At 72.3% G+C, this 25,214-nt stretch carries 21 protein-coding genes and 1 other RNA gene; 8 read left to right on the top strand and 14 right to left on the bottom strand.

What is annotated here, in order from left to right:
• Positions 1-26: 26 nt before the first annotated feature.
• From K0V08_RS04015 to K0V08_RS03995, 5 genes are all read right to left on the bottom strand, one after another.
• On the bottom strand, positions 27-761 hold the full coding sequence (locus K0V08_RS04015; RefSeq protein ID WP_079533181.1) for a type 1 glutamine amidotransferase: 735 nt from the start codon (positions 759-761) through the stop codon (positions 27-29).
• Positions 758-2,038 carry a Mur ligase family protein gene (locus K0V08_RS04010; RefSeq protein ID WP_079533178.1) on the bottom strand — a complete coding sequence of 427 codons (1,281 nt, stop codon included), beginning with the start codon at positions 2,036-2,038 and terminating at the stop codon, positions 758-760. Before K0V08_RS04010 ends, K0V08_RS04015 begins: the two co-directional genes overlap by 4 nt.
• Before the next feature lie 3 nt (positions 2,039-2,041).
• Positions 2,042-3,520 (bottom strand): RNA polymerase sigma factor, encoded by a 1,479-nt coding sequence (locus K0V08_RS04005; protein WP_079533175.1) that lies wholly within the window; start codon positions 3,518-3,520, stop codon positions 2,042-2,044.
• Positions 3,521-3,769: 249 nt separating this feature from the next.
• Positions 3,770-5,092, bottom strand: coding sequence for an MFS transporter (locus tag K0V08_RS04000; RefSeq protein WP_079533172.1), 1,323 nt, complete (start codon positions 5,090-5,092; stop codon positions 3,770-3,772).
• Between the two features lie 74 nt (positions 5,093-5,166).
• Positions 5,167-6,087, bottom strand: a complete 921-nt coding sequence (locus K0V08_RS03995; RefSeq protein ID WP_012038332.1) for a proteasome assembly chaperone family protein — start codon at positions 6,085-6,087, stop codon at positions 5,167-5,169.
• A 169-nt stretch (positions 6,088-6,256) separates the two neighbouring features.
• On the opposite strand from K0V08_RS03995, the gene K0V08_RS03990 reads away from it, so the two are divergent.
• The 3 genes from K0V08_RS03990 (at position 6,257) to sucB (ending at position 10,733) form a co-directional block, all read left to right on the top strand.
• Positions 6,257-7,765 (top strand): leucyl aminopeptidase, encoded by a 1,509-nt coding sequence (locus tag K0V08_RS03990; RefSeq protein ID WP_079533763.1) that lies wholly within the window; start codon positions 6,257-6,259, stop codon positions 7,763-7,765.
• A 91-nt stretch (positions 7,766-7,856) separates the two neighbouring features.
• Positions 7,857-9,230, top strand: a complete 1,374-nt coding sequence (lpdA, locus tag K0V08_RS03985) for a dihydrolipoyl dehydrogenase (protein ID WP_079533169.1) — start codon at positions 7,857-7,859, stop codon at positions 9,228-9,230.
• 60 nt (positions 9,231-9,290) lie between these two features.
• The gene (gene sucB / locus K0V08_RS03980) at positions 9,291-10,733 is read left to right on the top strand and encodes a 2-oxoglutarate dehydrogenase, E2 component, dihydrolipoamide succinyltransferase (protein ID WP_079533166.1); all 1,443 of its coding nucleotides are present in this window, start codon (positions 9,291-9,293) and stop codon (positions 10,731-10,733) included.
• A 26-nt stretch (positions 10,734-10,759) separates the two neighbouring features.
• Here the strand turns inward: sucB and K0V08_RS03975 are convergent, their stop codons facing one another.
• Positions 10,760-12,187, bottom strand: a complete 1,428-nt coding sequence (locus K0V08_RS03975; RefSeq protein ID WP_231689054.1) for a protein kinase family protein — start codon at positions 12,185-12,187, stop codon at positions 10,760-10,762.
• Between the two features lie 474 nt (positions 12,188-12,661).
• Here K0V08_RS03975 and K0V08_RS03970 point away from each other — a divergent pair, with 474 nt between their 5' ends.
• Together K0V08_RS03970 and K0V08_RS03965 are read left to right on the top strand one after the other, a co-directional pair.
• Positions 12,662-13,372: a DUF4191 domain-containing protein gene (locus tag K0V08_RS03970; RefSeq protein WP_012038327.1), complete on the top strand. Its 711-nt coding sequence runs from the start codon at positions 12,662-12,664 to the stop codon at positions 13,370-13,372.
• Positions 13,373-13,426: 54 nt separating this feature from the next.
• Positions 13,427-14,152: a J domain-containing protein gene (locus K0V08_RS03965; protein ID WP_079533161.1), complete on the top strand. Its 726-nt coding sequence runs from the start codon at positions 13,427-13,429 to the stop codon at positions 14,150-14,152.
• Between the two features lie 25 nt (positions 14,153-14,177).
• Here the strand turns inward: K0V08_RS03965 and K0V08_RS03960 are convergent, their stop codons facing one another.
• Complete coding sequence (locus tag K0V08_RS03960) at positions 14,178-14,606, bottom strand: RDD family protein (protein WP_079533158.1); 429 nt, start codon at positions 14,604-14,606, stop codon at positions 14,178-14,180.
• Between the two features lie 192 nt (positions 14,607-14,798).
• Between K0V08_RS03960 and glnA the strand changes: the two genes are divergently transcribed.
• Positions 14,799-16,223, top strand: a complete 1,425-nt coding sequence (gene glnA, locus K0V08_RS03955) for a type I glutamate--ammonia ligase (protein WP_079533154.1) — start codon at positions 14,799-14,801, stop codon at positions 16,221-16,223.
• Between the two features lie 93 nt (positions 16,224-16,316).
• Here glnA and K0V08_RS03950 read toward each other — a convergent pair whose 3' ends face one another.
• Together K0V08_RS03950 and K0V08_RS03945 are read right to left on the bottom strand one after the other, a co-directional pair.
• Positions 16,317-19,337 (bottom strand): bifunctional [glutamine synthetase] adenylyltransferase/[glutamine synthetase]-adenylyl-L-tyrosine phosphorylase, encoded by a 3,021-nt coding sequence (locus K0V08_RS03950; protein WP_079533150.1) that lies wholly within the window; start codon positions 19,335-19,337, stop codon positions 16,317-16,319.
• 58 nt (positions 19,338-19,395) lie between these two features.
• Positions 19,396-20,733, bottom strand: coding sequence for a glutamine synthetase family protein (locus K0V08_RS03945; RefSeq protein WP_012038322.1), 1,338 nt, complete (start codon positions 20,731-20,733; stop codon positions 19,396-19,398).
• An 85-nt stretch (positions 20,734-20,818) separates the two neighbouring features.
• On the opposite strand from K0V08_RS03945, the gene panB reads away from it, so the two are divergent.
• Positions 20,819-21,688 carry a 3-methyl-2-oxobutanoate hydroxymethyltransferase gene (gene panB, locus K0V08_RS03940; RefSeq protein WP_012038321.1) on the top strand — a complete coding sequence of 290 codons (870 nt, stop codon included), beginning with the start codon at positions 20,819-20,821 and terminating at the stop codon, positions 21,686-21,688.
• 9 nt (positions 21,689-21,697) lie between these two features.
• Here panB and K0V08_RS03935 read toward each other — a convergent pair whose 3' ends face one another.
• Positions 21,698-21,880, bottom strand: a complete 183-nt coding sequence (locus K0V08_RS03935; RefSeq protein ID WP_012038320.1) for a hypothetical protein — start codon at positions 21,878-21,880, stop codon at positions 21,698-21,700.
• Between the two features lie 74 nt (positions 21,881-21,954).
• On the opposite strand from K0V08_RS03935, the gene ppgK reads away from it, so the two are divergent.
• Complete coding sequence (ppgK, locus tag K0V08_RS03930; RefSeq protein ID WP_012038319.1) at positions 21,955-22,776, top strand: polyphosphate--glucose phosphotransferase; 822 nt, start codon at positions 21,955-21,957, stop codon at positions 22,774-22,776.
• A 68-nt stretch (positions 22,777-22,844) separates the two neighbouring features.
• Here the strand turns inward: ppgK and rnpB are convergent.
• From rnpB to K0V08_RS03910, 4 genes are all read right to left on the bottom strand, one after another.
• Positions 22,845-23,226, bottom strand: an RNA gene (gene rnpB, locus K0V08_RS03925) — RNase P RNA component class A.
• 44 nt (positions 23,227-23,270) lie between these two features.
• On the bottom strand, positions 23,271-24,005 hold the full coding sequence (locus tag K0V08_RS03920) for a zinc ribbon domain-containing protein (protein WP_079533147.1): 735 nt from the start codon (positions 24,003-24,005) through the stop codon (positions 23,271-23,273).
• A gap of 91 nt (positions 24,006-24,096) precedes the next feature.
• Positions 24,097-24,924, bottom strand: coding sequence for a Nif3-like dinuclear metal center hexameric protein (locus K0V08_RS03915; RefSeq protein ID WP_079533145.1), 828 nt, complete (start codon positions 24,922-24,924; stop codon positions 24,097-24,099).
• Between the two features lie 52 nt (positions 24,925-24,976).
• The gene (locus K0V08_RS03910) at positions 24,977-25,168 is read right to left on the bottom strand and encodes a hypothetical protein (RefSeq protein ID WP_079533142.1); all 192 of its coding nucleotides are present in this window, start codon (positions 25,166-25,168) and stop codon (positions 24,977-24,979) included.
• Between the last annotated feature and the right edge of the window lie 46 nt (positions 25,169-25,214).

Here is a 25,214-nt window from a genome sequence, read left to right as displayed (position 1 = left end):
TGCGGCCGGTCCACAGCCGCGACAAGTCAGTAGTGCGCCGGCCGGGCCATCACGGTGGACCGCGCTTCGCGCGCCCAGGCGTCCAGCCGGTCGAGCGTCCCCGAGATGTCGGCGGGCAGCTCGCGGCCATGCCGCGCGAGGGCTGCGGACAGCAGCTCGTCCGCGAGGCGCGGGTTGAGCGCGAGGACGGGCCCGCCGAGATGGGTGCCGAGGGACGAGCCGACGCGCACGCCCTCCCCGCCGCCCTGGCCGCCGTTGCCGAAGCCCGCGCGCACCGTGCCGAGCGGAGCGTGCTCGCCGATGTCGAGCGTGGATCCGTGGTTCTCGTAGCCGACGACCTCTCCGTCCGGCGTGTCGAGCACGAGGTCGCCCACGCGTCGCTCGGCCGTCAGCGTGGTGCGCACCGGCAGGACGCCGGCGCCGACGAGCTCGCCGCCGTCGATGAGCCGCACGGACTCCCCCAGGAGCTGCAGGCCGCCGCCCACCGCGAGGAGCGGGACACCGGCCTCCTGCAGCGCGACGAGGTGCGGGGCGTGCGCGACGAGGTCGGGCAGCACGGCGCGCTGGGCCGTGAGCGGTCCGGACCCCACGACCACCAGGTCGGCATCGCCCGGGTCCCCGCCACCGGGGGCGTGCCGGACGACCTCGGTGACGATCCCGCGGATGCGCGCGCGCTCGACGAGCACGGTGACGTTGCCGCGGTCGCCGTTGATGCCGAGCTCCTCGGGGTAGAGGTGCAGGATGCGCAGGGCGTCGCTCACGCGGGTCCTCCCTCGAGGTCCGTGTACCCGAGGATGCGGCGGATCGCCATCATCTGCTCGTAGTTGACGATCATGGTCTTGACGCCGCGGGACGGCTTCTCCATCGCGAGGAACGCCTGGACGGCGCGGCGCAGGTCGGGCTCGACGCGGCCGACCTCGAGGCCCTCGTACCCGAAGCGCACGGCGAGCTGGTAGCCCTTCGTGCCGGAGACGACGTCGGCGTGCGTGAGCGCGGAGAGGTCGGTGTCGTAGATCCAGGAGGGGTCGGGGGTGCCGTCGTCGACGGCGAGCAGCACCTGCTCGGGCGGGTCGCCGAGCGCGTCGAGGTTCATCTGCAGGCTCGCCGGGTTCTTCATCATGATGATCTCGATGTCCTCGTCGCCCGCGCGCAGCATCTCCCCGCGCCCGTACACCGCGGCCACGGACCCCAGGCCCTCGGCTGCGCGAGCGGGGTCGAAGCGGTCGCCGAGGACCCGGCGGGCGGTGGCCAGCGCGCCCGCAGCGTCGACGGCGTAGTGCAGGCCGCGCGACGGGAGAGTCACGGGGAGGTCCCCGGACGGCAGGCGGAAGATCGCATCGCGACCCGACAGCGCCACGGCCTCGACGCCGGCCGCCACGTGCACCGGGTCGGGATCCTCGGATCCGAACCGCGGGGCGGACGCCAGGCCGTGCTTGCTGTCGACCAGGAGCTCCTCGGAGACGCCGAACCAGTCGACGTCGGCCCGGCCGGCGCGCCCGGTGTGCGCGGCGATGGCGTTGACGTGCGCGTCGTCCCGGTTGGCGACCACGGCCTCGGTCGCCGTGGCGGCGATCCGCTCGAGCATGCCCACCACGCGGTCCGGCTCGTGGAACCGGTTGAGCTGGTCGATCTGGATGTTGAGCAGCAGCACCGTGCGCGGCGTGAGCAGCGCGGAGAGCGCGACGCCGTAGGCCTCGTCGATCTCGAGGACCGCGACGTCGGCGTCCAGGCGCCCCGAGGCGTCGGCGTCCGCGAGCACGGCGGAGGCGATGCCCTGCGGCAGGTTCCCGCCGGACGGGTTCGTGAAGACGCGGAGACCATGCGCGCGGAGCACGGCGGTGAGCATGTGGGTGGTCGTCGACTTGCCGTTCGAGCCGGTCACGGCGACCACGCCGTGCGGCAGGTCGGCGATCGTCCGCTCCAGGAAGCGGGGCTCGAGGCGGAGGGCGACGACGCCGGGCACGGCGGAACCGCCGCCACGGAGACGGGCGGCCCAGCGGGCGGCCCGTCCCCCGGCGACGGCGAGGCGCAGCGGCACGGCCTACTCGAGGTAGTCGCGCAGCGACTGCGAGCGCGACGGGTGGCGGAGCTTGGCCATGGTCTTCGACTCGATCTGGCGGATCCGCTCGCGCGTGACGCCGAACGTGTCGCCGATCTGGTCGAGGGTCTTCGGCATGCCGTCGCCGAGGCCGAAGCGCATGCGGATCACGCCGGCCTCGCGCTCCGAGAGCGAGTCGAGCAGCGACTCCAGCTGCTTCTGCAGCATGGTGAAGCCCACGGCGTCCGCGGGGACGACAGCCTCGGTGTCCTCGATGAGGTCGCCGAACTCGCTGTCGCCGTCCTCGCCGAGGGGCGTGTGCAGCGAGATGGGCTCGCGGCCGTACTTCTGGACCTCGATGACCTTCTCGGGCGTCATGTCGAGCTCGCGCGACAGCTCCTCGGGCGTGGGCTCGCGGCCCAGGTCCTGCAGCATCTGGCGCTGGACGCGGGCGAGCTTGTTGATGACCTCGACCATGTGCACCGGGATGCGGATGGTGCGCGCCTGGTCGGCCATGGCGCGCGTGATGGCCTGGCGGATCCACCACGTGGCGTACGTGGAGAACTTGAAGCCCTTGGTGTAGTCGAACTTCTCGACCGCGCGGATGAGGCCCAGGTTGCCCTCCTGGATGAGGTCCAGGAACTGCATGCCACGACCGGTGTAGCGCTTCGCGAGGCTCACCACGAGGCGCAGGTTCGCGCCCAGCAGGTGGCTCTTCGCGCGCTGGCCGTCTCGTGCGACCCAGCGCAGCTCGCGCTCGAGCTCGCGGGAGATGCCGGGCGTGTTCGCCAGCTTGTCCTCCGCGAAGAGGCCCGCCTCGATGCGCATGGCGAGCTCGACCTCCTCGGCGGCGTTGAGCAGCGCGACCTTGCCGATCTGCTTGAGGTAGTCCTTGACGGGATCCGCCGTGGCACCGGTGATGGTCGTCGAGTAGACGGGGACGTCCTCGTCCTCCTCCTTGTTCGACAGCACCATGGCGCCTGTCGGGAGCGGCTCGAGCACGACGGGCGGCTTGGCGGCGCCGTCCTCGACGGCCTCGTCGTCCGCGTCGTCCTCGGCGACGGGGACCACGACCTCGTCGGCATCGTCGTCGGACGCCTCTCCGGAGCCCTGGGCCGCCGTCTTCTTCGCTGCGGTCTTGCGCGGGGCCTTCGCCGGTGCGGCCTCACCCGACGCGGCCGCGGCCTTCTTCGCGGCGGCGGCCTTGGCCCGCGCGGTGGGCGCCTTGGCGGGAGCCGCGGGAGCGGCGGCGGAGTCGGTCTCGGCTGCTGCTGCCTCAGCTGCCGCCGCCTTCGCGGCGGCGGCCTTGGTGGGGGCCTTCGCCGCCGTCGCGGTCTTGGTAGCGGGTGCCTTCGCGGCCGCGGTCTTGCGGGCGGGGGCGCGCTTCGCGGGTGCCTTCGCCTCACCCGTCGCGGCGTCGTCGGCCGTGCCGGTCGCGGAAGCCGCGTCCAGGGTGGCGGACGGGGTGGAGGGGGTGGCCATGCGAACACCTTTCGTCCCCACGACGACCGGTCGCGCGCTCCGCGATGCTGCTGCGGGGTGACCTGCCGGAGGTGGGTCGGGGTTGTTTTCGGACATTGCTAGGACCCATGTCAAGTCCGCTGCTCGTGCGCCACCGAGATGACGCCACCACCGAGGTGGTGCGAGATGCAGGACATGAACGGGTCCGTACCTGATTATTGCACGGATGCGCGCACGGGCGAGCCAATGCGATCCGTGTGCGGGCCGACGTCACGCGCGGCGTCGGCGTCGCCTGTCGAGGTAGGCAACCCAGAGCGGCCCCACCCGTATTCCCTCGTCGGCCAGCAGGCGTCGCGTCCGGTGCCTCGTCCGCACCAGCATCAGCGTCCCGAACCCGACTACGAGGTACTGCACGGCGAAGGCGACGCGGAAGGAGTCGAGCGCGTAGAGGTCGCTCGGCGCTCCGCCCGCGACCCGGATCCCGTCTTGCACGTCGAGCGCGACCCCGATGAGCAGCATCATCGTGAAGCTCGCGGTGAATCCACCGACGTTCACGATCCCGGACGCGGCGCCGAGGCTGCGCGGCGGGTTGAACGTGCGCGCGAAGTCCAGCCCGACCTGCGAGCCGGGCCCGCCGATCCCGATGGCCACGACCACGAGCACCACCACCGCGAGCGGCGGCACGCCCGGCCAGAGGAGCAGCACCGCCCAGGCCGCGCCCATCATCGCGACGAGACCGAGGACGAGGTTGGAGCGCCGGAACGGGAAGCGCCCGGTGAGGATCCCGATCACGGGACCCACGATCATCCCCGAGGCCACGATCACGATGAGGAGCCCGGACGCGAGCGCCGGGCCGTACCCCAGGCCGTCGACGAGGAACGGGAAACCCCAGAGCAGGCTGAAGACCGCGCCGGACGACTGGGTCACGAAGTGCGACCAGAAGCCGAGCTGCGTGCCCGGTCGACGCAGGCTCCGGCCGAGCTCCCGCATCGAGTCGCCCCACGCCATGCACGGGGGCGGTGCCTCCCCGGTCGGCCGGTCGCGCGCTGCCGCGACGACCGCGACGAACGCCACCACGGCGACGGACGCCGAGCCGAGGAACGCGGGCGTCCACCCCGCCGTGTGCAGCACGAGCGAGAGCGGGATCGCTGAGAGCACCTGCCCCAGCTGGCCCACGTTGGCGAACCACTGCGACAGGACCGGGACGCGCGGACCGGAGAACCAGGAGTTGATGAGGCGCAGGCCCGAGACGAACGTCATGGCGTCCCCGGCGCCGACCAGCACGCGTCCCAGGATCGCGACCTCGAGCGAGGTGGAGAGCGCCAGCGTGACCTGTCCGGCCACCATCAGCAGCGCGCCGGTCGCGAGCAGCGCGCGCGGGCCGATCCGGTCGATCAGCACCCCGACCGGGACCTGCAGCGCCGCGTACACGACGAGCTGCGTGACCGCGAGCGTGGAGAGCAGCGACGCCGAGACGTGGAACCGGTCCCCCGCCTCGACGGACGCGATGCCGAGCGAGCCGCGCTGCAGCACGGACGAGAGGTACGCCACCATGGCGACGCCGAGGACGAGGCGGGCGCGGCGGGTGCTCATCGGGACGACGATACCGACGGCGCCGGGTTCCGGCGGTCGCTCGATGGGCCCGCGCGCGGATCAGCTCGCGGGCGTCAGGCCGCGTCGCCGTCGCCGGGGCGACGGCGTGCCAGGAACTTCTCCAGCTCGGCGGCGATCTCGTCGGCGGTCGGCAGGGCGCCGTCCTCGTCCGTGAGCGGCGACTTGAGCGGCGTATCCTCCATGTAGCTGTCGTAGCGCTCCTCGAGCGTCGTGACGAGGCGGGCCAGCTCCTGGTTGCCCGCGACCTGCTCGTCGATGCGCCCCACGAAGTCGCGCCCCTCCTCGCGGAGGCGGTCGGTCGGGAAGATGAGGCCCGTCGCCGCGCTGATGCTCTCCAGGGCGGCGACCGCGGCGAGGGGGAACTCGGTGTCCGCGAGGTAGTGCGGGACGAGGAGCACGAAGCCCGCGACGGGATGGCCGGCGTCGTGCAGGCGGTGCTCCACCAGGTGCAGCGCGTTCGCCGGCACCTGGGTGTGCGGCTTCCACACGCTGAGCGCGTCGATGAGCTCGGTGCGGTTGCCGCTCACGGTGACGTTGATGTCTCGCGTGTGCGGCACCGGCATGGGGATGGCGTGCACCCACGTCGTCGTGGAGACGCGGTACCGGTCGACGATGCCGAGGACGGCCGCGGTGAAGGCCTCCCACCGGAAGTCGGGCTCGAAGCCCGTGAGGAGGAGGAACGGCTGCCCGATCTCGTCGTGCGCGAGGTAGAGCGCCAGGCGGGCCGGACGGTAGTCGGCGAGGTGGTCCTGGTCGAAGTAGATGGTGGGTCGGCGCGCGCGGTAGTCGAGCAGGGTGTCCGTGTCGAACCGCAGGACGTCGCGGTGGCTCAGGGTGCTCAGCAGGTACTCGCTGACCTGGGACACGCCGGATCCCGCGTCGGAGAAGCCGGTGAGCCCGGCGACCAGGGGCAGTCCGGTCGGGACCTCGCCGATGTCGGTGTCGATCTCGTACAGTCCGTCCGCATCTGCCATGGATCCACTCTAAGCCGCGCCTCCGACGGGCCCTCCCCGTCGGCGACCGCCATGTGCCGCCGAGAGCGAACACGGTCGCCGACGACGCCCGGACGCGCCGATCCGCGCGGATCTCACGGCCCCGCGCTCCGGGCTGGGGTGCATGCGCACGTCGGTAGGCTCGTCGCCCATGACCCTCCCCCTTCTCTCCGTGTCCTCCGACCGTGCCGTCGACGTGGAGGCGGACGCGCTCGTCGTCGCCGTCTCCAGCGAGAAGGAGGGGCTCCGGGTGCACGCGCCCGAGGGCCTCGAGTTCGACGCGGACGGCCTGTCCGACATCGGCGTCACCGGCGGCCGCGACGAGGTCGTCCGCATCGCCGGGACGGGGACGGCCGCCCGCACCATCGCGTTCGTGGGCGTGGGATCCGGGCCCGTGGACGCGGTCGCGCTCCGTTACGCCGTCGGCAGCGCGACCCGCCAGCTGCGCGGAGTCGCCCACGTCGCCGTGGCCGTCCCCGTGTCCTCGCTCGTCGATCTGACCGCCGTGCTCGAGGGCGCGGCCCTCGGGACCTACTCCTTCGACGCGTACCGCCGGGACTCGCTCGCGGGCCAGAAGCCGCGGGCCACCGCCGTCACGGTGCTCGCGCAGGGCGACTCCTGGACCGCCGATGACGCCGACGAGGCCGTGGCGCGTGCCACCGCGGTCGCCGGCGCGGTGGCGGGCACCAAGGACCTCGTCAACACCCCGCCGCTCGACCTCTATCCCGCGACGTTCGTCGACGCGGTCCACGAGCGCACGGCCGGGCTGCCCGTGGACGTCCGCGTCTGGGACGAGGTGGCGCTCGCGGCCGACGGCTTCGGCGGGATCCTCGGTGTCGGTCAGGGCTCGACCCGCCCGCCCCGACTCGTCAAGGTCGCCTACTCCCCCGCGGGTGCGACGCGCCACCTGGCGCTCGTCGGCAAGGGCATCACGTACGACACGGGCGGCATCTCGCTCAAGCCCGCCGTGCCGATGATCGGCATGAAGTACGACATGACCGGCGCCGCCACGATCCTCGAGGTCGTGGTGGCGGCGGCACGGCTCGAGCTGCCCGTGCGCCTCACGGCGTGGCTCTGCATCGCCGAGAACATGCCCTCCGGCTCCGCGATCCGCCCGGACGACGTCCTGCGCATGCGCGGGGGCACGACCGTCGAGGTCCTCAACACCGACGCCGAGGGCCGGCTCGTCATGGCGGACGGCATCGTCGCCGCCAGCGAGGAGCACCCGGACGCCATCGTCGACATCGCGACTCTGACGGGCGCGCAGGTCGTCGCGCTCGGCGAGCGGTACTCCGCCGTCATGGGCGAGGACGCGCTCGTCGCCCGCCTCCTCGACGCCGCCCGCGAGCAGGGCGAGAGCATGTGGGGCATGCCGCTCCCGGAGGAGATGCGCGCGCTCCTCAACTCCGACATCGCGGACATCGCCAACGTCAAGCCGGGCAACCCGGCGGGCGGCATGCTCGTCGCGGGCGTGTTCCTCAAGGAGTTCGTCGGCCGGACCGGCGACGAGGACGACGCTCCGCGGATCCCGTGGGCGCACGTCGACATCGCGGGGCCGTCGCACAACAAGGGCGGTGGTCATGGCTTCACGGGGAAGGGCCCGACGGGCGTCGCGGTCCGCACGCTCCTGGCCCTGGCCGCGGGTTTTTCACGCGCGTAGTAGGCTCGGAGAGGCCTCCTGAGGGGGTCCCGCGCCTGCCCGGTCGGGCGGTCGCATGAGACGACCTTGATGCATACGAGGGAGATCCTGGGTGTCGGAACAGAACTTTGACGTGGTGGTGCTCGGCGGCGGGAGCGGTGGCTATGCAGCCGCCCTCCGAGCGGTGCAGCTGGGCAAGACCGTGGGCCTCGTGGAGAAGGGCAAGCTGGGCGGCACGTGCCTGCACCGCGGCTGCATCCCCACGAAGGCGCTCCTGCACTCGGCCGAGGTCGCCGACGTCTCGCGGGAGTCGGAGAAGTACGGCGTCAACGTCACCTTCGACGGGGTCGACATCGCGCGTGTCAACGCGTACCGCGAGGCGATCGTCGCGAGCAAGTACAAGGGCCTCCAGGGGCTCATCAAGGCCCGTGGCATCACCGTCATCGAAGGCGAGGGCCGCCTGACCTCCGCCACGACCGTGCAGGTCGGCGACCAGACCGTCACCGGGAAGAGCATCGTCCTCGCGACCGGCTCCTACTCCCGGACGCTCCCCGGCCTCGAGATCGGCGGCCGCGTCATCACGAGCGAGCAGGCGCTCGAGCTCGACTACATCCCGAAGAAGGTCGCGATCCTGGGCGGCGGCGTCATCGGCGTCGAGTTCGCCTCCGTCTGGCGCTCCTTCGGCGTGGACGTGCAGATCATCGAGGCCCTCCCCCACCTCGTGCCCAACGAGGAGGAGTCGATCAGCAAGCAGTTCGAGCGGGCGTTCCGCAAGCGCGGCATCGCGTTCTCGCTCGGTGTGCGCTTCAAGTCGGTCACCCAGGACGACCAGGGGGTCCAGGTCGCCCTCGAGGACGGCACGACCTACGACGCGGACCTCCTGCTCGTCGCCGTGGGCCGCGGCCCGGCGACCCAGGGGCTCGGCTTCGAGGAGGCGGGCGTGAAGACCGACCGCGGCTTCGTCCTGACGGACGAGCGGCTCCAGACCAGCGTTCCCGGCGTCTACGCGGTCGGCGACATCGTCCCCGGCCTGCAGCTCGCGCACCGCGGTTTCCAGCAGGGCATCTTCGTCGCCGAGGAGATCGCGGGCAACAAGCCCGTCGTCGTCGAGGACATCAACATCCCCAAGGTCACCTACTCCGACCCCGAGGTCGCGAGCGTCGGCTACAGCGAGGCCAAGGCCGCCGAGAAGTTCGGCGCCGACAAGGTCTCCAGCTACGAGTACAACCTCGGCGGCAACGGCAAGAGCTCCATCCTCGGCACGGCCGGTTCCATCAAGGTCGTCCGCGTGCAGGATGGGCCCGTCGTCGGCATCCACATGATCGGCGCCCGTGTCGGCGAGCTCATCGGCGAGGGCCAGCTCATCGTGAACTGGGAGGCCTACCCCGAGGACGTCGCCGACCTGGTGCACGCCCACCCCACCCAGAACGAGGCGCTCGGCGAGGCGCACCTGGCTCTCGCCGGAACCCCTCTGCACGCCCTGTAGCACCCTGCCATCACCGACATACAAGCCGGGTCCGGAGTCGGGCCTGAAGGAGACAACCCCATGAGCGAATCCGTCAACCTCCCCGCACTCGGCGAGAGCGTCACCGAGGGCACGGTGACCCGTTGGCTCAAGAACGTCGGCGACCACGTCGAGGTCGACGAGCCCCTGCTCGAGGTGTCGACCGACAAGGTCGACACCGAGATCCCCTCGCCGGTCGCCGGCGTGATCGAGGAGATCCTCGTCCAGGAGGACGAGACCGTCGAGGTGGGCGCCGTGCTGGTGCGCATCGGCGACGGCTCCGGTGGCGGCGACGCGCCCGCGGAGGAGCACGCCGCCGCAGCGGAGCCGGAGACGGCGACCGAGGAGCCCGCCGAGGACACCGTGATCCCCTCCACCGAGGCGGACGACGACGCCGAGGCGCCTGCTCCCGTCGAGCCCGAGCCGGCCCCGGCCGCTGAGGCGGAGACGCCCGCTCCCGCGACGCCCCCGGCACCCGCTCCCGCCGCTCCTGCTCCTGTCGCCGCTGCTCCGGCGCCCGCTCCTGCAGCTCCGACGCCCGCCGCCGCCCCGGCTCCTGCTGCGTCCGGCAACGCGGGCTACGTCACCCCGCTGGTGCGCAAGCTCGCCAACGAGCGGGGGGTCGACATCGGCTCCGTGACCGGCACCGGTGTGGGAGGGCGCATCCGCAAGGAGGACGTGCTCGCCGCTGCCGAGGCCGCCGCGTCGAAGAGCGCCCCGACCGCCTCGGCTCCCGCGGCGCCCGCCGCCGCTCCGCTCGAGACGTCGCCGCTCCGTGGCACGACCGCGAAGATGTCCCGCATGCGCAAGCTCATCGCCGACCGCGCTGTGGTCTCGATGCAGTCCACCGCGCAGCTCACCTCGGTGGTCGAGGTCGACGTCACGAAGGTGGCCCGCTTCCGCGACCGCGTGAAGGGCGACTTCCTCGAGAAGACGGGCGTCAAGCTCTCGTTCCTGCCCTTCTTCGCACTCGCCGCCGCTGAGGCGCTCAAGGCGTACCCCGTCGTCAACGCGACGGTCGACGGCGACAGCATCGTGTACCCCGACCACGAGAACATCAGCATCGCGGTCGACACGGAGCGTGGCCTCCTGACCCCGGTCGTGAAGAACGCCGAGGGCAAGAACCTGGCGCAGTTCGCGTCGGAGATCTCCGACCTGGCCGCCCGCACGCGCGACAACAAGCTGTCACCGGACGAGCTGGCCGGCGGCACCTTCACGCTGACCAACACCGGGTCGCGCGGAGCGCTCTTCGACACCCCTGTGGTGTTCCTGCCGCAGTCCGCGATCCTCGGCACGGGCATCGTCACCAAGCGGCCCGTGGTCATCACGGCGGACGGGCAGGACACGATCGCCATCCGCTCCACCGTCTACCTGGCGCTGTCCTACGATCACCGCATCGTCGACGGGGCTGACGCATCCCGGTTCCTCGTCGCCGTGAAGAACCGACTCGAAGCGGGTGCGTTCGACGCCGACCTCGGCATCTAGGCCTGACCCGGACCCGATGGTGACCGTCACCGGTCGTCCATCAGGTCCCTGATCCGCCACCCGGCCTCCCCCCTGACGATCAGGAGGGAGGCCGGTCGGCGTTCCGGTGCCGACTCGGCTGCGCGCGCCGCCGGGGTGTCCGATCCGGGACGCAGCTCGAAGAGCGCGGTGTCTCCGAGCCTCCGAGCGGGGCCGAGGGCGTCGTCGACATGGAGTGCGGCGCCCTCGGGGGATGCGCTCCCACCGCTGGCGATGGTGCTCCGATCCGCGTCATCCACCGCGGAGCCGGCCTCATCGACATCGCTCACGCAGGCGGCATCGGCGTTGTGCAAGCAGGCCGCTCGGAGGCGGAGGAGCGCGGGAGCGGCGATGTCAGGATCCGGGGACCTCGCAGCGTCGGCGTCTGGCCCCGGTGACGCGTCCCCGTCTGGCACCGCTGACGCGTCCACGTCGAAGCCGGCGTCCGCCGGCGCCGCGGTGCTCGGTGTGCTCGTGCGCACTTCCGTGGCTCCCCGGTCGGGTCCGGTGAGGAGGGGGACGGCGACGACGCCGGCGATCAGCAGCAGGAGCGCGGACGCCCCGAGCGCCCAGATGCGCGGGCGGACCGACACGAGCTCGCTCCTCACCGAGGTGAGCCGAGCATCGACGTCGTGCGCCCACGCAGCGCGCGCCGCCCGATGCCGGCGATGAGCGCTCCCACGTGAGCGCGAGAAGGGCCGCGGCGCGCGACGGGGTCCCGTGGCATGCCCAGCGCGGCCGCTGACGGTGTCGGAACGGGCATCGAGGGGGATCGCTCCGTGCGACAGGGCGCGATCCGCGTCCTCCTCGTGGCGGGCTGCGCCGGCATCGGCCAGCGGTGCCGCATCCGCGACGTCGAGCAGTCGGTCAGCGAGGTCGTGGGCGCTGAGATCGGACTCGCCGTGGATCGTTCCGTCGAGGAGCGCCAACCATGCCTCCCACCGGTCGTTCGATGCTCGTCCGTGCGCGTCCCCCGGGTCGCGTAGCGCCTGCACGATGCGCGCGACCCGCCCCAGGTCCTGATCGACGGGGTCGACGCCCCGGATGCCCTCTTCGCCCGCCTCTCCCGCGACGAGGCGGGAGGACCCCAGCCCGCCCAGCAGCGGACGGCCCGTGGCGTCGATGACCACGTGGGTCAGATCCACGGCTCCGTGCGCGATGCCCACGTCGTGCAGGTCACCCAGGCCTCGGAGGACGGAGGCCACGAGGGTCACTGTCTCCCCGGGCGTGAGGCTGCCTCGCCGGCCGAGCAGGGCCGCCGCGGTGCCGCGGGTGCCGAGCGACTGCACGATGCACAGGCTGCCGTCGGACAGCGTGGCGACATCCCGCAGCTCGACGACGTGGTCGGAGGTGACGGCCTGCAGCGCGAGTATCTCCGCCTCTCCTCGGCTGCGCTCCGTCCGCGGCACGATCTTGACGGCGACGTTGTCCGTCACTCCGGCTGAGGCATCCGCGGCGCGGCAGGGCCGTGCGAGGTGCACCTCGCAGCGCATGCCCTTCCCGATGAGCCGGACAAGCCGGTACCCGGCGACCGTGCTGCCGGCCGTCGCCGTGTCCGCGGCTCTGCTCCTCGTCCTCCGCGGTATGAGAGCGGTCGAGGCTCCCGACCCGCCGTCGATCGTCTCGCGTCGGGGTCCCTCCCCGCGGCCTCGCCCCCTGAGCGGTCCGACATGCGGCTGAGCGCTTCCGTCCGGCATCGCGTCGCGTCCTCTCCTCGGCCCGGCTCCATGGACGTGAGTCGTCGAGGACCGGGTGCCCGTCCCGGGAGTGTGCGGGGAGGCGGGCAGCGAGGGGCTACGAGCGCTGCCCCTGAGGATCACGGCCGTCACACGGGCCTGTGAGGGGCAGGACGAGGCGCGATCGCCGTCGGCCGTTCCGGCTGCCTCTCGCGCACCGGTATCCTGGGCACCATGGCCCGCAAGACAGCCTCTCCGAAGGCACCCAAGGAACCCGGCCGCATCAAGCAGATGTGGCAGGTCTTCCAGATGACCCGGCGGTACGACAAGAGCTCGGTCTGGTGGATGCTGCTCGCGCTGCTGGGCCCCATCGTCGTCGGCGTCCTGCTCGCGATCTTCGCGACCGGTGGCAACTGGCTCACCGCCATACTCTTCGTGATCGCGGGCGTGTTCGCGGGCATCCTCGCCTTCCTCATCGTCCTGGGACGCAAGGCCGAGCGCGCGGCGTACCTGCAGATCAAGGGCCAGCCGGGCGCGGTCGGCGTGGTCCTGCGCAGCTCCCTGAAGCGCGGGTGGGTCGGCAGCGAGATGCCGGTCGCCGTCAACGGCAAGTCGCAGGACGCCGTGTACCGCGCCGTGGGGCGTCCCGGCGTCGCCCTCATCGGCGAGGGTCCCAAGAGCCGCACCACGCGCATGCTCGAGGACGAGCGACGCAAGATCGCCCGCGTGCTCCCCAACGTGCCCGTGCACTTCGTGTTCGTCGGGCCCGACGCGGACTCCGTCGAGCTGCACAAGCTGGCCGGTCGCCTGCAGCGGTTCCCCCGCACGATCACCAAGGCCGAGGTCCTGGCGGTCAACAACCGCCTCACCTCGCTGGGGCAGAACAGCATGCCCATCCCCAAGGGCGTCGACCCGTTCAAGGTCCGTCCGTCCCGGGCACGCTGATCCCGCGGACGCGGGTCGTTTGCGCGGCCCACGTGCCCGGCGCAGACTGAGGCCATGGATCCGGCCTCCGCTGCGGCGCTGCTCGGCGTCGACGTCGACGCCGACCGGCCGGCCATCAGCCGCGCCTACCTCCGGCAGGCGCGTGGGACGCATCCCGACCTCCTCCCCGGCGCGACGCCGCAGCGGCTGCGCGCAGCCCACGAGCGCTTCGTGCAGCTGACCCTCGCGCGGGACGTGCTCCTCCTCCGACAGCGCACGGGCGGCGATGATGCCCGGCCTTCCACCCCGGGCCACGGGTCAGCGCACCCCGGATGGACGCACCCGAGCCCGCCGCGCCCCGCAGCGACGTCGGAACGGCTGTCGCCCTACGGCCGTTCCCGACGGGAGCGGGCCCGCCGCGGTCTGGGGCCCTCCATCGCCGCGGTCTGCGCGCTCGCCGGGGTGCTGGTCGTCCTGGTCAGCTTCCAGGACTCGACGCGCGCGCGCTTCACGACGATCGGCGCGGACCTGACCCAGGGCGCGACCGTCGTGCCCGTCGACGATCCCGCGTCCCGCGCGAGCGAGTGCGTCGACACGACGTCGTGCACGCTCCTCGACATGATCGCGCCGGAGGACTGCAGCGCCGCGCTCGTCCGCTTCGAGGTCACCACCGGGCGTTCCGACGACGGGCGGGAGACCGAGAGCCGCGAGCTCGGCGCCGTCCGCGCCGGATCCCCCGCCCGGGTCGTGCTCGGCGGCGTCGACCCGGAGCTCGTGTACCTCGGGTGCGAGCCCGGCTGACGCTCCTCGCTGCACGGCGAAGCGGTCAGGACGTGCGGACCAGCACCGTGCCCGAGAACACGTCGTGGAGGCCCCGCTGGTCGGCGTTCCACACGACCGCCGGGACGACCAGGCACAGCAGCAGGGTGCGCAGGGCCGGCCGCCACAGCGACACGTACCCGCCCGAGAGCGGCCGCACGCGCATGCCGAGCACGACGTGGCCGACGCTCCCGCCGAGCGTGACGATGAGGACGTACTGCATCACGGCGAAGATCGCGAGCGTGGCCGTCGGGTCGTAGGCGAAGAAGGCCCAGGAGACCAGCACGGCGAGGGCCCAGTCGATGCAGATGCCCACGATGCGCCGGCCCGCGCGGGCGATGGAGCCCCGCCCGCGCTCCGGGAGCCCGAGGCGCTCCCCCGGCCAGCGGTTGCGGCCGGGATCGCCGAGGTCGGGGTTCGTGGGAGTCGCGGGCACCCTACGATCCTAGGCGCGCGTCACGCGGATCCCCTGGTCGGACCGACCGGGAGCAGTCGCCGACTCGCCCGGGACAGCCCGCGTAACATCGCGGAAACACGGCGGTTATGGCGAGGTAACCCCTTCCCCCTAGGGTCGGAGAGGCTGAAACCGTCAGTCTCATCCGCTCCGGCCCCCTTTTGGAGACACCACATGTTCAGAGACTCATCCGAGGTGCTCGCGTTCATCAAGGACACCGACGTCAAGTTCCTCGATATCCGGTTCACCGACCTTCCCGGGGTGCAGCAGCACTTCAACATCCCCGCATCCACCGTCGACGAGGAGTTCTTCTCCGTCGGCCAGCTGTTCGACGGCTCGTCCATCCGCGGCTTCGCGAGCATCCACGAGTCGGACATGCAGCTCATCCCCGACGTGACGACGGCGTACATCGACCCGTTCCGCATCGAGCGCACCCTCATCATGGTGTTCGACATCTACAACCCCCGCAACGGCGAGATCTACGCCCGTGACCCGCGCCAGGTGGCCAAGAAGGCCGAGAAGTTCCTCGCCGCGTCCGGCATCGCCGACACCGCGTTCTTCGCGCCCGAGGCCGAGTTCTACATCTTCGACGACGTCCGCTACGAGGTGAACCAGCACACGAGCTTCTACTCGGTCGACTCCGAGGAGGGCGCCTGGAACTCGGGACGCGAGGAGGAGGGCGGCAACCTCGGCAACAAGACGCCGTACAAGGGCGGCTACTTCCCCGTCAGCCCGGTCGACAAGCAGGCCGACCTCCGCGACGACATCAGCCTCAAGCTGATCGACGCCGGTCTAATCCTCGAGCGCGCGCACCACGAGGTGGGCACGGGCGGACAGGCCGAGATCAACTACCGCTTCGACACGATGGTGCACGCGGCGGACGACATCCTGAAGTTCAAGTACATCGTCAAGAACACGGCCGAGCAGTGGGGCAAGACGGCCACGTTCATGCCGAAGCCGCTCTTCGGCGACAACGGCTCGGGCATGCACACGCACCAGTCGCTGTGGAACGACGGCAAGCCGCTGTTCTACGACGAGGCCGGCTACGGCGGCCTGTCGGACGTCGCGCGCTGGTACATCGGCGGCATCCTCAAGCACGCGCCCGCGATCCTCGCCTTCACGAACCCGACGGTGAACTCGTACCACCGCCTCGTGCCCGGCTTCGAGGCGCCCGTCAACCTCGTCTACTCGGCGGGCAACCGCTCGGCGTCGATCCGCATCCCGATCACGGGCACGAACCCGAAGGCGAAGCGCATCGAGTTCCGCGCGCCCGACGCGTCGAGCAACCCGTACCTCGCGTTCGCGGCCCAGCTCATGGCCGGCATCGACGGCATCAAGAACCGCATCGAGCCGCACGAGCCCGTCGACAAGGACCTCTACGAGCTCCCGCCCGAGGAGGCGAAGGGCATCCCGCAGGTCCCCGCGTCGCTCGGCGCGGCCCTCGAGGCGCTCGAGGCCGACCACGAGTTCCTCACCGCCGGCAACGTGTTCACGCCCGACCTCATCGAGACGTGGATCGAGTACAAGCGCGAGATGGAGATCAAGCCCCTCGCGCAGCGTCCGCACCCGTTCGAGTTCGAGCTGTACTACGGCGTCTGATCCCACCGGCACCCGCATCGGGTGCCCGATGCACGGGCCGTCCTCCTCCGGGAGGGCGGCCCGTCATCGTCCGCGCCGCCGCATGGAGCGGCGTCAGGCACCGCGCGGATCCAGCTGCTCGTCGATGCCGTAGAAGAGGCGCTCGAAGACCGCGCGGGCGCGGCGGGTCACGCCGAGGTACTCCTCCTCGAGCACGGAAGCGGAGCCGGGCGGGTACTCGAGGAGCCGCGCGATGGCGTCGAGCGCGGCGCGCTCGGCGGGGAGGACGTCGGCCGTGCGGTTCGTCCAGAGCGTCATCGCGGAGCGGACCCGGGACGCGAGGAGCCAGGCATCCCGCAGACGCGCCGCGTCGTCCTCGGCCACGAGGCGCGAATCCACGGCCGCGTCGAGCGCGCCGAGGGTGGTCGGCGTGCGCAGGGCGGGATGAGCGTGCGCGTGCTGCAGCTGGATCACCTGCACCAGCCACTCCACGTCGCTGAGCGATCCGCGGCCGAGCTTCAGGTGCCGGGTGGGGTCCGCAGCCTGCGGGAGCCGCTCGTTCTCCACGCGCGCCTTGATGCGCTTGATCTCGCGTACGTCCGCGTCGCCGATGGCGTCCGGGTAGCGGGTGCGGTCGGCCAGCGACGTGAAGTCGACGATGAGGCCGCTGTCGCCGACGACTCCGCGTGCGCGCAGCAGCGCCTGCGCCTCCCACGTGAGGGACCAGCGCTCGTAGTAGGCGCGGTAGGACGCGAACGAGCGCACCACGGGACCGTTGCGTCCCTCCGGTCGGAGGCCGGTGTCGAGGTCGAGCGGGAGGCGCGAGTCCTCCGTGAGGCGCGTCAGCTCGGAGACGATGAGCTGGGCGCGGCGTTGGGCCAGCTCGGGATCCATGCCGGCGATCGGGCGGAACACGTACATGACGTCGGCGTCGGAGCCGAAGCCGAGCTCGGCGCCGCCGTAGCGCCCCATCGCGACCACGGCGAACTCGGGCCAGGGGCCGTCCTCGCGGCGGATGGCGCGCATGACGCCACGAAGCGTCGCCGTGGTGATGTCGGCCAGGGAGGGTCCGAGGGTCTCGACGTGCGTGACGCCCACGATGGCGCCGATGGCGAGGCGGAGGATCTCGCGGCGGCGGAGGGTGCGCAACGCGGCCGCGGCGGCGTCGGCTGTGGGATGCCGGTTCACCGTGGCGACGGCCTCCTCCTCGAGGGCCGCCCAGGTGCGGGGGCGCAGGTCCTCGTCGCGCGCGAGCCACGCGGCGGTCTCGGGGACGCGGTCGAGCAGCTCCGACACGAAGCGTGATCCCGAGAGCACCTGGGCGAGGCGCTGCGCGGCGCCGGCCGAGTCCCGGAGCATCCGGAGGAACCAGTTCGACTCCCCCAGCGCCTCGCTGAGCCGGCGGAACGCGAGCAGGCCGTGGTCGGGATCCGGGCCGTCCGCGAACCACTGCAGGAGCACGGGGAGCAGGTGGCGCTGGATGGCGGAGCTGCGCGAGACCCCCTGCGTCAGCGCGCGGATGTGCGCGAGCGCCCCACGCGCGTCGACGAATCCGATGGCGGACAGGCGCGCGGCGGCCTGGTCGCTGGTGAGCGCGAGCGACTCCTCGGGCAGCGACGCGACCGCGGCGAGGAGCGGCCGGTAGAACAGCCGCTCGTGCAGCGTGCGGACGGCGGTCTTCGTGGCGGTCCACCGGGCCGTGAGCTCCTCCGCGCGCCCGTCCAGGCCCGTGCTGCGCGCGAGGATCCGCAACCGCTCCTCGTCGGTGGGCATCAGGTGCGTGCGCCGCAGCTGCTCCAGCTGCAGCCGGTGCTCGAGGAGCCGGAGGTAGCGGTAGTCCTTCGCGAACTCGCCGGCCTCCGTGCGCCCGATGTAGCCGGCGTCCGCGAGGGCCACCAGCGCCGCGAGCGTGCTGCGGTCCCGGACGGCCTCGTCGCCCTGGCCGTGCACGAGCTGGAGGAGCTGCACCGTGAACTCGATGTCGCGGATCCCACCCGGCCCGAGCTTGATCTGCTGGTGCAGCTGGTCGGTCGGGATGTTGTCCGTGACGCGCGTGCGCATCCGCTGCACCTGCCCGACGAAGCCCTCGCGTGACGCGCTCGACCACACGAGCGGCGCGACGGCATCGGCGTACCGCCCGCCCAGCTCGGCGTCGCCCGCGAGCGGCCTGGCCTTGAGCAGCGCCTGGAACTCCCAGTCCTTCGCCCATCGTTCGTAGTACGCGAGGTGCGAGTCGAGCGTGCGGACGAGCGCGCCGGCCTTCCCCTCGGGCCGGAGGTTGGCGTCCACCTCCCAGAGGGCCGGCTCGATCTCCTGCTCGTCGATGCCGCGCATGGCCAGCACGGCGAGGCGCGTCGCGAGCTCGACCGCCCGGGCCGGCTCGATGACCGGTTGTCCGTCCGCGTCGGTCGCGGCCTCGGCGACGAAGATCACGTCGACGTCGCTGACGTAGTTGAGCTCGCGGGCACCTGCCTTGCCCATGCCGATGATCGCGAGGCGCGTCGCGGCGATCTCCTCGGGTCGCGCGCGGCCGAAGCTGCCGGGCGCGGACAGCTCCGCCCGGGCGACGGCGAGCGACGCCTCGAGGGCCGCGCCGGCGAGGTCGGCCAGGGCGGCGGTCACGGGTCGCACGGCCGCGAGCGGATCCGGGTGCACGAGGTCCCACGCGGCGACGCGTGCCACGAGCGCGCGATAGCGGATCCGCAGGGCCGTCCGAGCGGGCGTGCCGGTGATCCCCGCCACGCCGTCGATCGCCTGCACCGCCTCCAGCATCCGGGTGCGGACGTCGGCCGGCGCGGGCATCCCCTCGAGCGGACGGGCGAAGGCCTCGAGCTCGTCCGTGTGGCGAGTGAGGAACTCGGCGAGGCCGCGCGACGAACCGAGCACCCGCGCCAGCCGGTGACGGGCGTCGGGGTCGGCGAGGACTGCGCGGGTGCGCTCGGGGTCCTCGCGCAGCAGTCGGACGAGGGCGTCGAGCGCCCCGTCCGGGTCCGCGCTGGAGTGCAGCGCCTCCACGAGGTCGGCCTCGGCCCAGCCGGACAGCTCCACGGCCTCCTCGAGGGCCTCGCCTACCTCGCTGAGACGCGCGAAGCCCGCGCGCGCGAGGGCGCCGAGCAGCGTCTGCCCACGTCTCATCTCTCGCTCCGGCCTCGTCGTCGGATGTCGGTCGTGATTCTCCCGCCGGGCTCCCGGATCAGAGCATCTCGAGGTTGGAGCGCAGCTCGTACGGCGTCACCTGGGCCCGGTAGTCGCGCCATTCCTGCCGCTTGTTGAGCAGCACGTAGTTGAACACCTGCTCCCCCAGCGTCTCGGCGACGAGCTCGGAGCGCTCCATGAGCTGGATCGCGTGGTCCAGGCTCGACGGCAGCGGCGCGTACCCGAGGGCACGGCGCTCGGCGTCGCTCAGGGTCCACACGTTGTCCTCGGCCTCAGCCGGCAGCTCGTAGCCCTCCTCGATGCCCTTGAGGCCCGCGGCCAGCATGAGCGAGAACGAGAGGTACGGGTTCGCCGCGGAGTCGATGGCGCGGTACTCGACGCGCGAGCTGTTCCCCTTGTTGGGCTTGTACAGCGGCACCCGCACGAGCGCGGAGCGGTTGTTGTGCCCCCACGTCACGAAGCTCGGCGCCTCGCCGCCGCCCCAGAGCCGCTTGTACGAGTTCACGAACTGGTTCGTGACGGCCGTGATCTCGGGCGCGTGCTTGAGGAGACCCGCGATGAACTGCCGGCCGATGGTGGAGAGCTGGTACTCGGCGCCGGACGCGTAGAACGCGTTGACGTCGCCCTCGAAGAGCGACATGTGCGTGTGCATCCCGCTGCCGGGGTGCGCGGCGAGGGGCTTCGGCATGAACGTCGCGTAGACGCCCTGCTCGATGGCCACCTCCTTGATGACCGTGCGGAACGTCATGATGTTGTCCGCCGTGGTGAGCGCGTCCGCGTAGCGGAGGTCGATCTCGTTCTGGCCTGGGCCCGCCTCGTGGTGGCTGAACTCGACCGAGATGCCGAGGTCCTCGAGCATGCGCACCGAGCGGCGGCGGAAGTCGTGCGCCGTGCCGCCGGGGACGTTGTCGAAGTAGCCGGCCGCGTCCACCGGCTCGGGGCCGTCGACGCCGAACTCGCTCGACTTGAGGAGGTAGAACTCGATCTCGGGGTGCGTGTAGAAGGTGAAGCCGCGGTCCGCCGCCTTCTCGAGCGTGCGCTTGAGGACGTTGCGGGGATCCGCGATGGCGGGCTGCCCGTCGGGCGTCGAGATGTCGCAGAACATGCGCGCGGTGGGGTCGATCTCCCCGCGCCAGGGGAGGATCTGGAAGGTCGTCGGATCCGGGTGGGCCAGCATGTCGGCCTCGTACGAGCGGGTGAGGCCCTCGATGGCCGAGCCGTCGAACCCCAGGCCCTCCGCGAACGCTCCCTCGACCTCCGCCGGGGCGATCGCCACCGACTTCAGGGTGCCGGTCACGTCGGTGAACCACAGGCGCACGAACTTGATCCCGCGCTCCTCGATCGTCCGCAGGACGAAGTCACGCTGCTTGTCCATCCACCACCCTCTCGTCGGAGTCCAACCTACCGGCTGACCAGGGGTCGGGCCGAGCGCGCGCGGGGCCGGCCGTAGACTCCGAGGCATGCAGAGCCCCGACGCTGCCGTCTCCCCGCCCGATCCCGCCCGCATCCCGAGCGAGCCCGACGCGGGTCCCCGGCGGGTGCGCATCCGGCACTTCGCCCGGGCGAAGGAGCAGGGCCTCAAGATCACCGGGCTCACCAGCTACGACATGCTCACGGCGGGTGTGTTCGACGAGGCCGGCATCGACTTCCTGCTCGTCGGCGATTCCGCAGGCAACACCGTGCTCGGGTACGACACGACCGTCCCCGTCACGGTGGACGAGCTCATCCCGTTGGCGCGCGCGGTCGCCGCCTCGGCCGCTCGCGCGCTCGTGGTCGCCGACCTGCCGTTCGGCTCCTACGAGTCCGGCCCCGACCAGGCGCTCGCCACGTCGGTGCGGTTCATGAAGGAGGCGCGCGCCCATGCCGTGAAGCTCGAGGGCGGTGTGCGCAGCGCGGAGCAGATCCGGCGGGTCGTGAGCTCCGGAATCCCCGTGATGGGCCACATCGGGTTCACGCCGCAGAGCGAGCACGGCCTCGGCGGCCACATCATCCAGGGTCGCGGGGATGCCGCGGAGGCGCTCCTCGCCGACGCACGCGCCGTCCAGGACGCCGGCGCGTTCGCCGTGGTGCTCGAGATGGTGCCCCAGGGGATCGCGCGGCGCGTCAGCGAGGAGCTGCGCATCCCCACCATCGGCATCGGCGCCGGGAACGGCACGGACGGGCAGATCCTGGTCTGGACCGACTTCGCGGGCCTCACGAGCGGCCGCGTGCCGCGCTTCGTGCGGCGATACGCGGACATGCGCGCTGTGCTCCTGGACGCGGCGACGCGCTATCGCGACGACGTCGTCAGCGGGACGTTCCCCGCCGAGGCGGAGAGCTACTCCGACTGAACCGCGGGATCAGTCGTCGTCGCGGTCCTCCGCCGCCCACTGCTCGGCGCGCTCGCGCAGCCGCTGCGGTGCCCTGGCCGCCTCCTCCGCCGAGGCGAACGGGCCGATCCGATGCGCTGCCGGGGACAGCATCCCCTTCTCCACCTCGCCCGTGCGGTCGTCGTACCAGTACTGCTCGTCGCTGTCGCTCATGCTGCCGATGCTAGGCCCGTCCGCACCGCGCGCGACGGCCGGACGGGGTCGGGCGAGCCGGTAGGGTCGCTTCCATGAGCGAGGACGCGACGACCGCAATCGGCATCGACATCGGCGGGACCGGCATCAAGGGCGCCATCGTGGACGTCGCGACCGGCGAGCTGAAGAGCGAGCGCGTGAAGCTGCCGACGCCGCAGGGCGGCGAGCCCGAGGACATCGTGGCCACCGTGAAGCAGATCATCGACGCGCTCGGCGAGGTCCCCGCGGGCACGCCGCTCGGCGTGTGCTTCCCCGCCGCGATCGTGCACGGCACGACCATGTCGGCGGCCAACGTGTCCCCGTCCTGGATCGGCCTCGAGGCCGAGAAGCTGTTCGAGGAGCGCCTGGGCCTCGAGATCACGTTCGTCAACGACGCGGACGCCGCCGGCTACGCCGAGGCCCGCTACGGCGCGGCCAAGGACGTGCGCGGTCTCGTCATCATGACCACGCTCGGCACGGGGATCGGCACGGCCCTTATCCACGACGGCGTCCTCATCCCGAACGCCGAGCTCGGCCACATGGACGTCGCGGGCCGCCGTGACTTCGAGCGCCGCGCCTCGTACGCCGCCAAGGAGCGCGCGCACCTCAACTGGAAGCGCTGGGCCGCCCGGCTGCAGGTGTACTACGGCCAGCTCGAGAAGCTGATGTGGCCGGAGCTGTTCATCGTCGGCGGCGGCGTGTCCAAGAACCACAAGCACTTCCTGCCGCTGCTGCGCCTGCGCACCCCGATCGTGCCGGCGGAGCTGCGGAACAACGCGGGCATCATGGGCGCCGCGGCCCTCGCCGCGCACGCGGTCGGCGCGAGCACGCACGCGCCCGCGGCCGACCTCGTCGACAAGACGAAGCCCGAGGACTGAGCGCCCGAGCGCCGCACGACGAAGCGGCCGGATCCCGAGGGGATCCGGCCGCTTCGTCGTGCGGGGTGCGGATGGGCCGGCTGATACGCCGGGTTCTGTCCCGGTGCCTCGCGGCACCATGGACGGCCATCTATCTCGGAGCTGCGTCACCGCAGCCCTCCAGCGGTCTACCCGGGGACTGGACGAGCAGCCTGTGCGTCCCCTGTTCGACCTTGCTCCGGGCGAGGTTTGCATAGCCGACCCGATCACTCGGGCCGCTGGTGGTCTCTTACACCGCCGTTTCACCCTCACCCGCCGCTCGCGCGACGGGCGGTCTGCTCTCTGTTGCACTGTCTCGCGGGTCGCCCCGGGTGGGTGTTACCCACCGCCCTGCTCTGCGGAGCCCGGACGTTCCTCGACGCGGTCTCCCCCTCTCGGGATCCTCCGCGGCGCGACCGTCTTGCCGACCCATCCGCGGGGTCGAGTCTAGGGCAGGCGCCCTGCCGGTCCTCCCGCTAGAGCCCGGACTCGTCCGTGCGCACCAGGATGGCGTTGCTCTCGGGGTCGATGACGACGTCGTCGGGCGCGCGCTTGCGGAGCGCGTCGAGGTCGCTCTGGTGCAGCGCGATGTTGCTGCCGAGGGAGATCCCGCGGTGCAGCATCGCCGCGCCCACGCCGTAGCGGGCGCGCTGCTTCTCGTAGAGCGCGAGCAGGTCCTCGGGGAACCGCGGCGCGAGCGCGTCGCGGTCCTTCCTGGCCTGCTCGGCCTGGACCCGCAGCTCCACCGCCGCGGCGTCGCGCTCGGCCTCGACCGCGGCCAGCCGCTCGGCGAGGGCGTCGCGCTCGACGACCACCTCGGCCTGCGCCGACTGGGCCTCCCCGAGCTTCTGCATCACCTCGAGCTCGACCTCCTCGAGGGTGTCGCGGCGACGCAGCAGCGACTCGAGCTCGCGCTCCAGCGCCTGGACGTCCTTCGAGCTGCCGCCCGCCTCGATGCGGGTGCGGTCGCGGTCCATCCGCGCCTGCACGACCGCCACGTCGGACTCGATGCGCGAGAGCTCCGTCTGGGCGTCCTCCACCACGCCCGTCCGCTCGCCGAGCCGGCGACGCACGAGCTCCATCTCCCGCTGCAGCGCGTCGATCTCTTTCAGCTGCGGGAGCTGCGCCAGCTGCCGCGTGAGGTGCGTGAGCCGGGTGTCGATCTCCTGCAGGTCGAGGAGCTCCTTCTGGATGCTCGGATCGGCTTTCATGCTCTCCCTCTCGTGGTGCGGCTCCGCCTGCGGGAGGCGGGCACGCGGTGCGTGTCGTGGATGCGCGGGCCTGACCGCGCGCGGCGGCCGGTCACTGCGTGACGGCGAAGTCCCAGGGGTCGGTGCGGATGTCGCTGACGGTGACCTCGACGTCCGGGAGCGCCGATCGCAGCGTGTCCGCGGCCTGGTCGAGCCACAGCCACTCGCTCGCCCAGTGGGAGGTGTCGATGAGGTACGGCGTGCCGCCGCGGAGGGCGGCCGACTCCCGCGCCTCGCTCGCCGGGTGGTGGCGCAGGTCCGAGGTGATGTAGACGTCGGCGTCGAGCACGTCGGGGGCGCCGAGCAGCGAGTCCCCCGCTCCGCCGCAGAGGGCCAGGCGGGTGACGGGCGCGTCGTAGGGTCCGGCGACCCGGATCCCCGTCGCCGTGGGCGGGAGGATGCGGGCGAGCTCCCCCGCGAGACGGCCGAGCGTCGTCGGCGCGGGCAGGTCGCCGACGCGCCCGATGCCGCGCACGCCGCCCGGGGCGGGGTCGATCGGACGGATGGTCTCCGGCACCAGGCCGAGGAGCGCCGCGAGCCGTCCCGAGGTGCCGTCCTCGACGACGTCTGCGGTGGTGTGCGCGGCGTGCAGGGCGCACCCGGACCGGATGAGGTCGGCGAGGAGCGCGCCCTTGTAGCCGGTCTCGGCGATCGTGGTCACGCCCCGGAGGAGCAGGGGGTGGTGGACGAGCAGCAGGTCGGCGTCGGCGGCGACCGCCTCGTCCACCGTCGCGCGCACGGCGTCGACGGCGAGGTGGATGCGGCGGACCCGTCCGCGCGGATCCCCGGAGACGAGCCCCGAGGCGTCCCAGTCCGATGCGCCTGCGGGCGGCCACGCGTCCTCGACGACACGGACGACGTCGGCGAGGGTGGGGATCACCTGGCCATCGTAACGAAGGGGCGACCGCGGCCCGTCACCGGGCGTCCGCGCATCAGGCTCGGCGCGCGCGGCGGCGGGTCCGTCCGTCGTCGCGCGACGCGTCGGGCGCGACGCCGGGCGACGGGACGAGCGGCTCGAGCGGCCAGAGGCTGCGCTGGGCTGATCCGCGGTGGGCGCTGGACCCGTGCGTCGCGGCGTCGACGACCGACCAGGCGGCGGCGTCGTCGGCCGTGTCGGAGCTCATGGGTGGATGCTAGCGCGACACGCGCGTGGCGACCCGGCCCGCGCGG

Origin of the sequence: Clavibacter michiganensis (assembly GCF_021216655.1) — a bacterium.
GTDB lineage: Bacteria > Actinomycetota > Actinomycetes > Actinomycetales > Microbacteriaceae > Clavibacter > Clavibacter michiganensis.
This window is presented reverse-complemented; position numbering and strand designations above follow the sequence as displayed.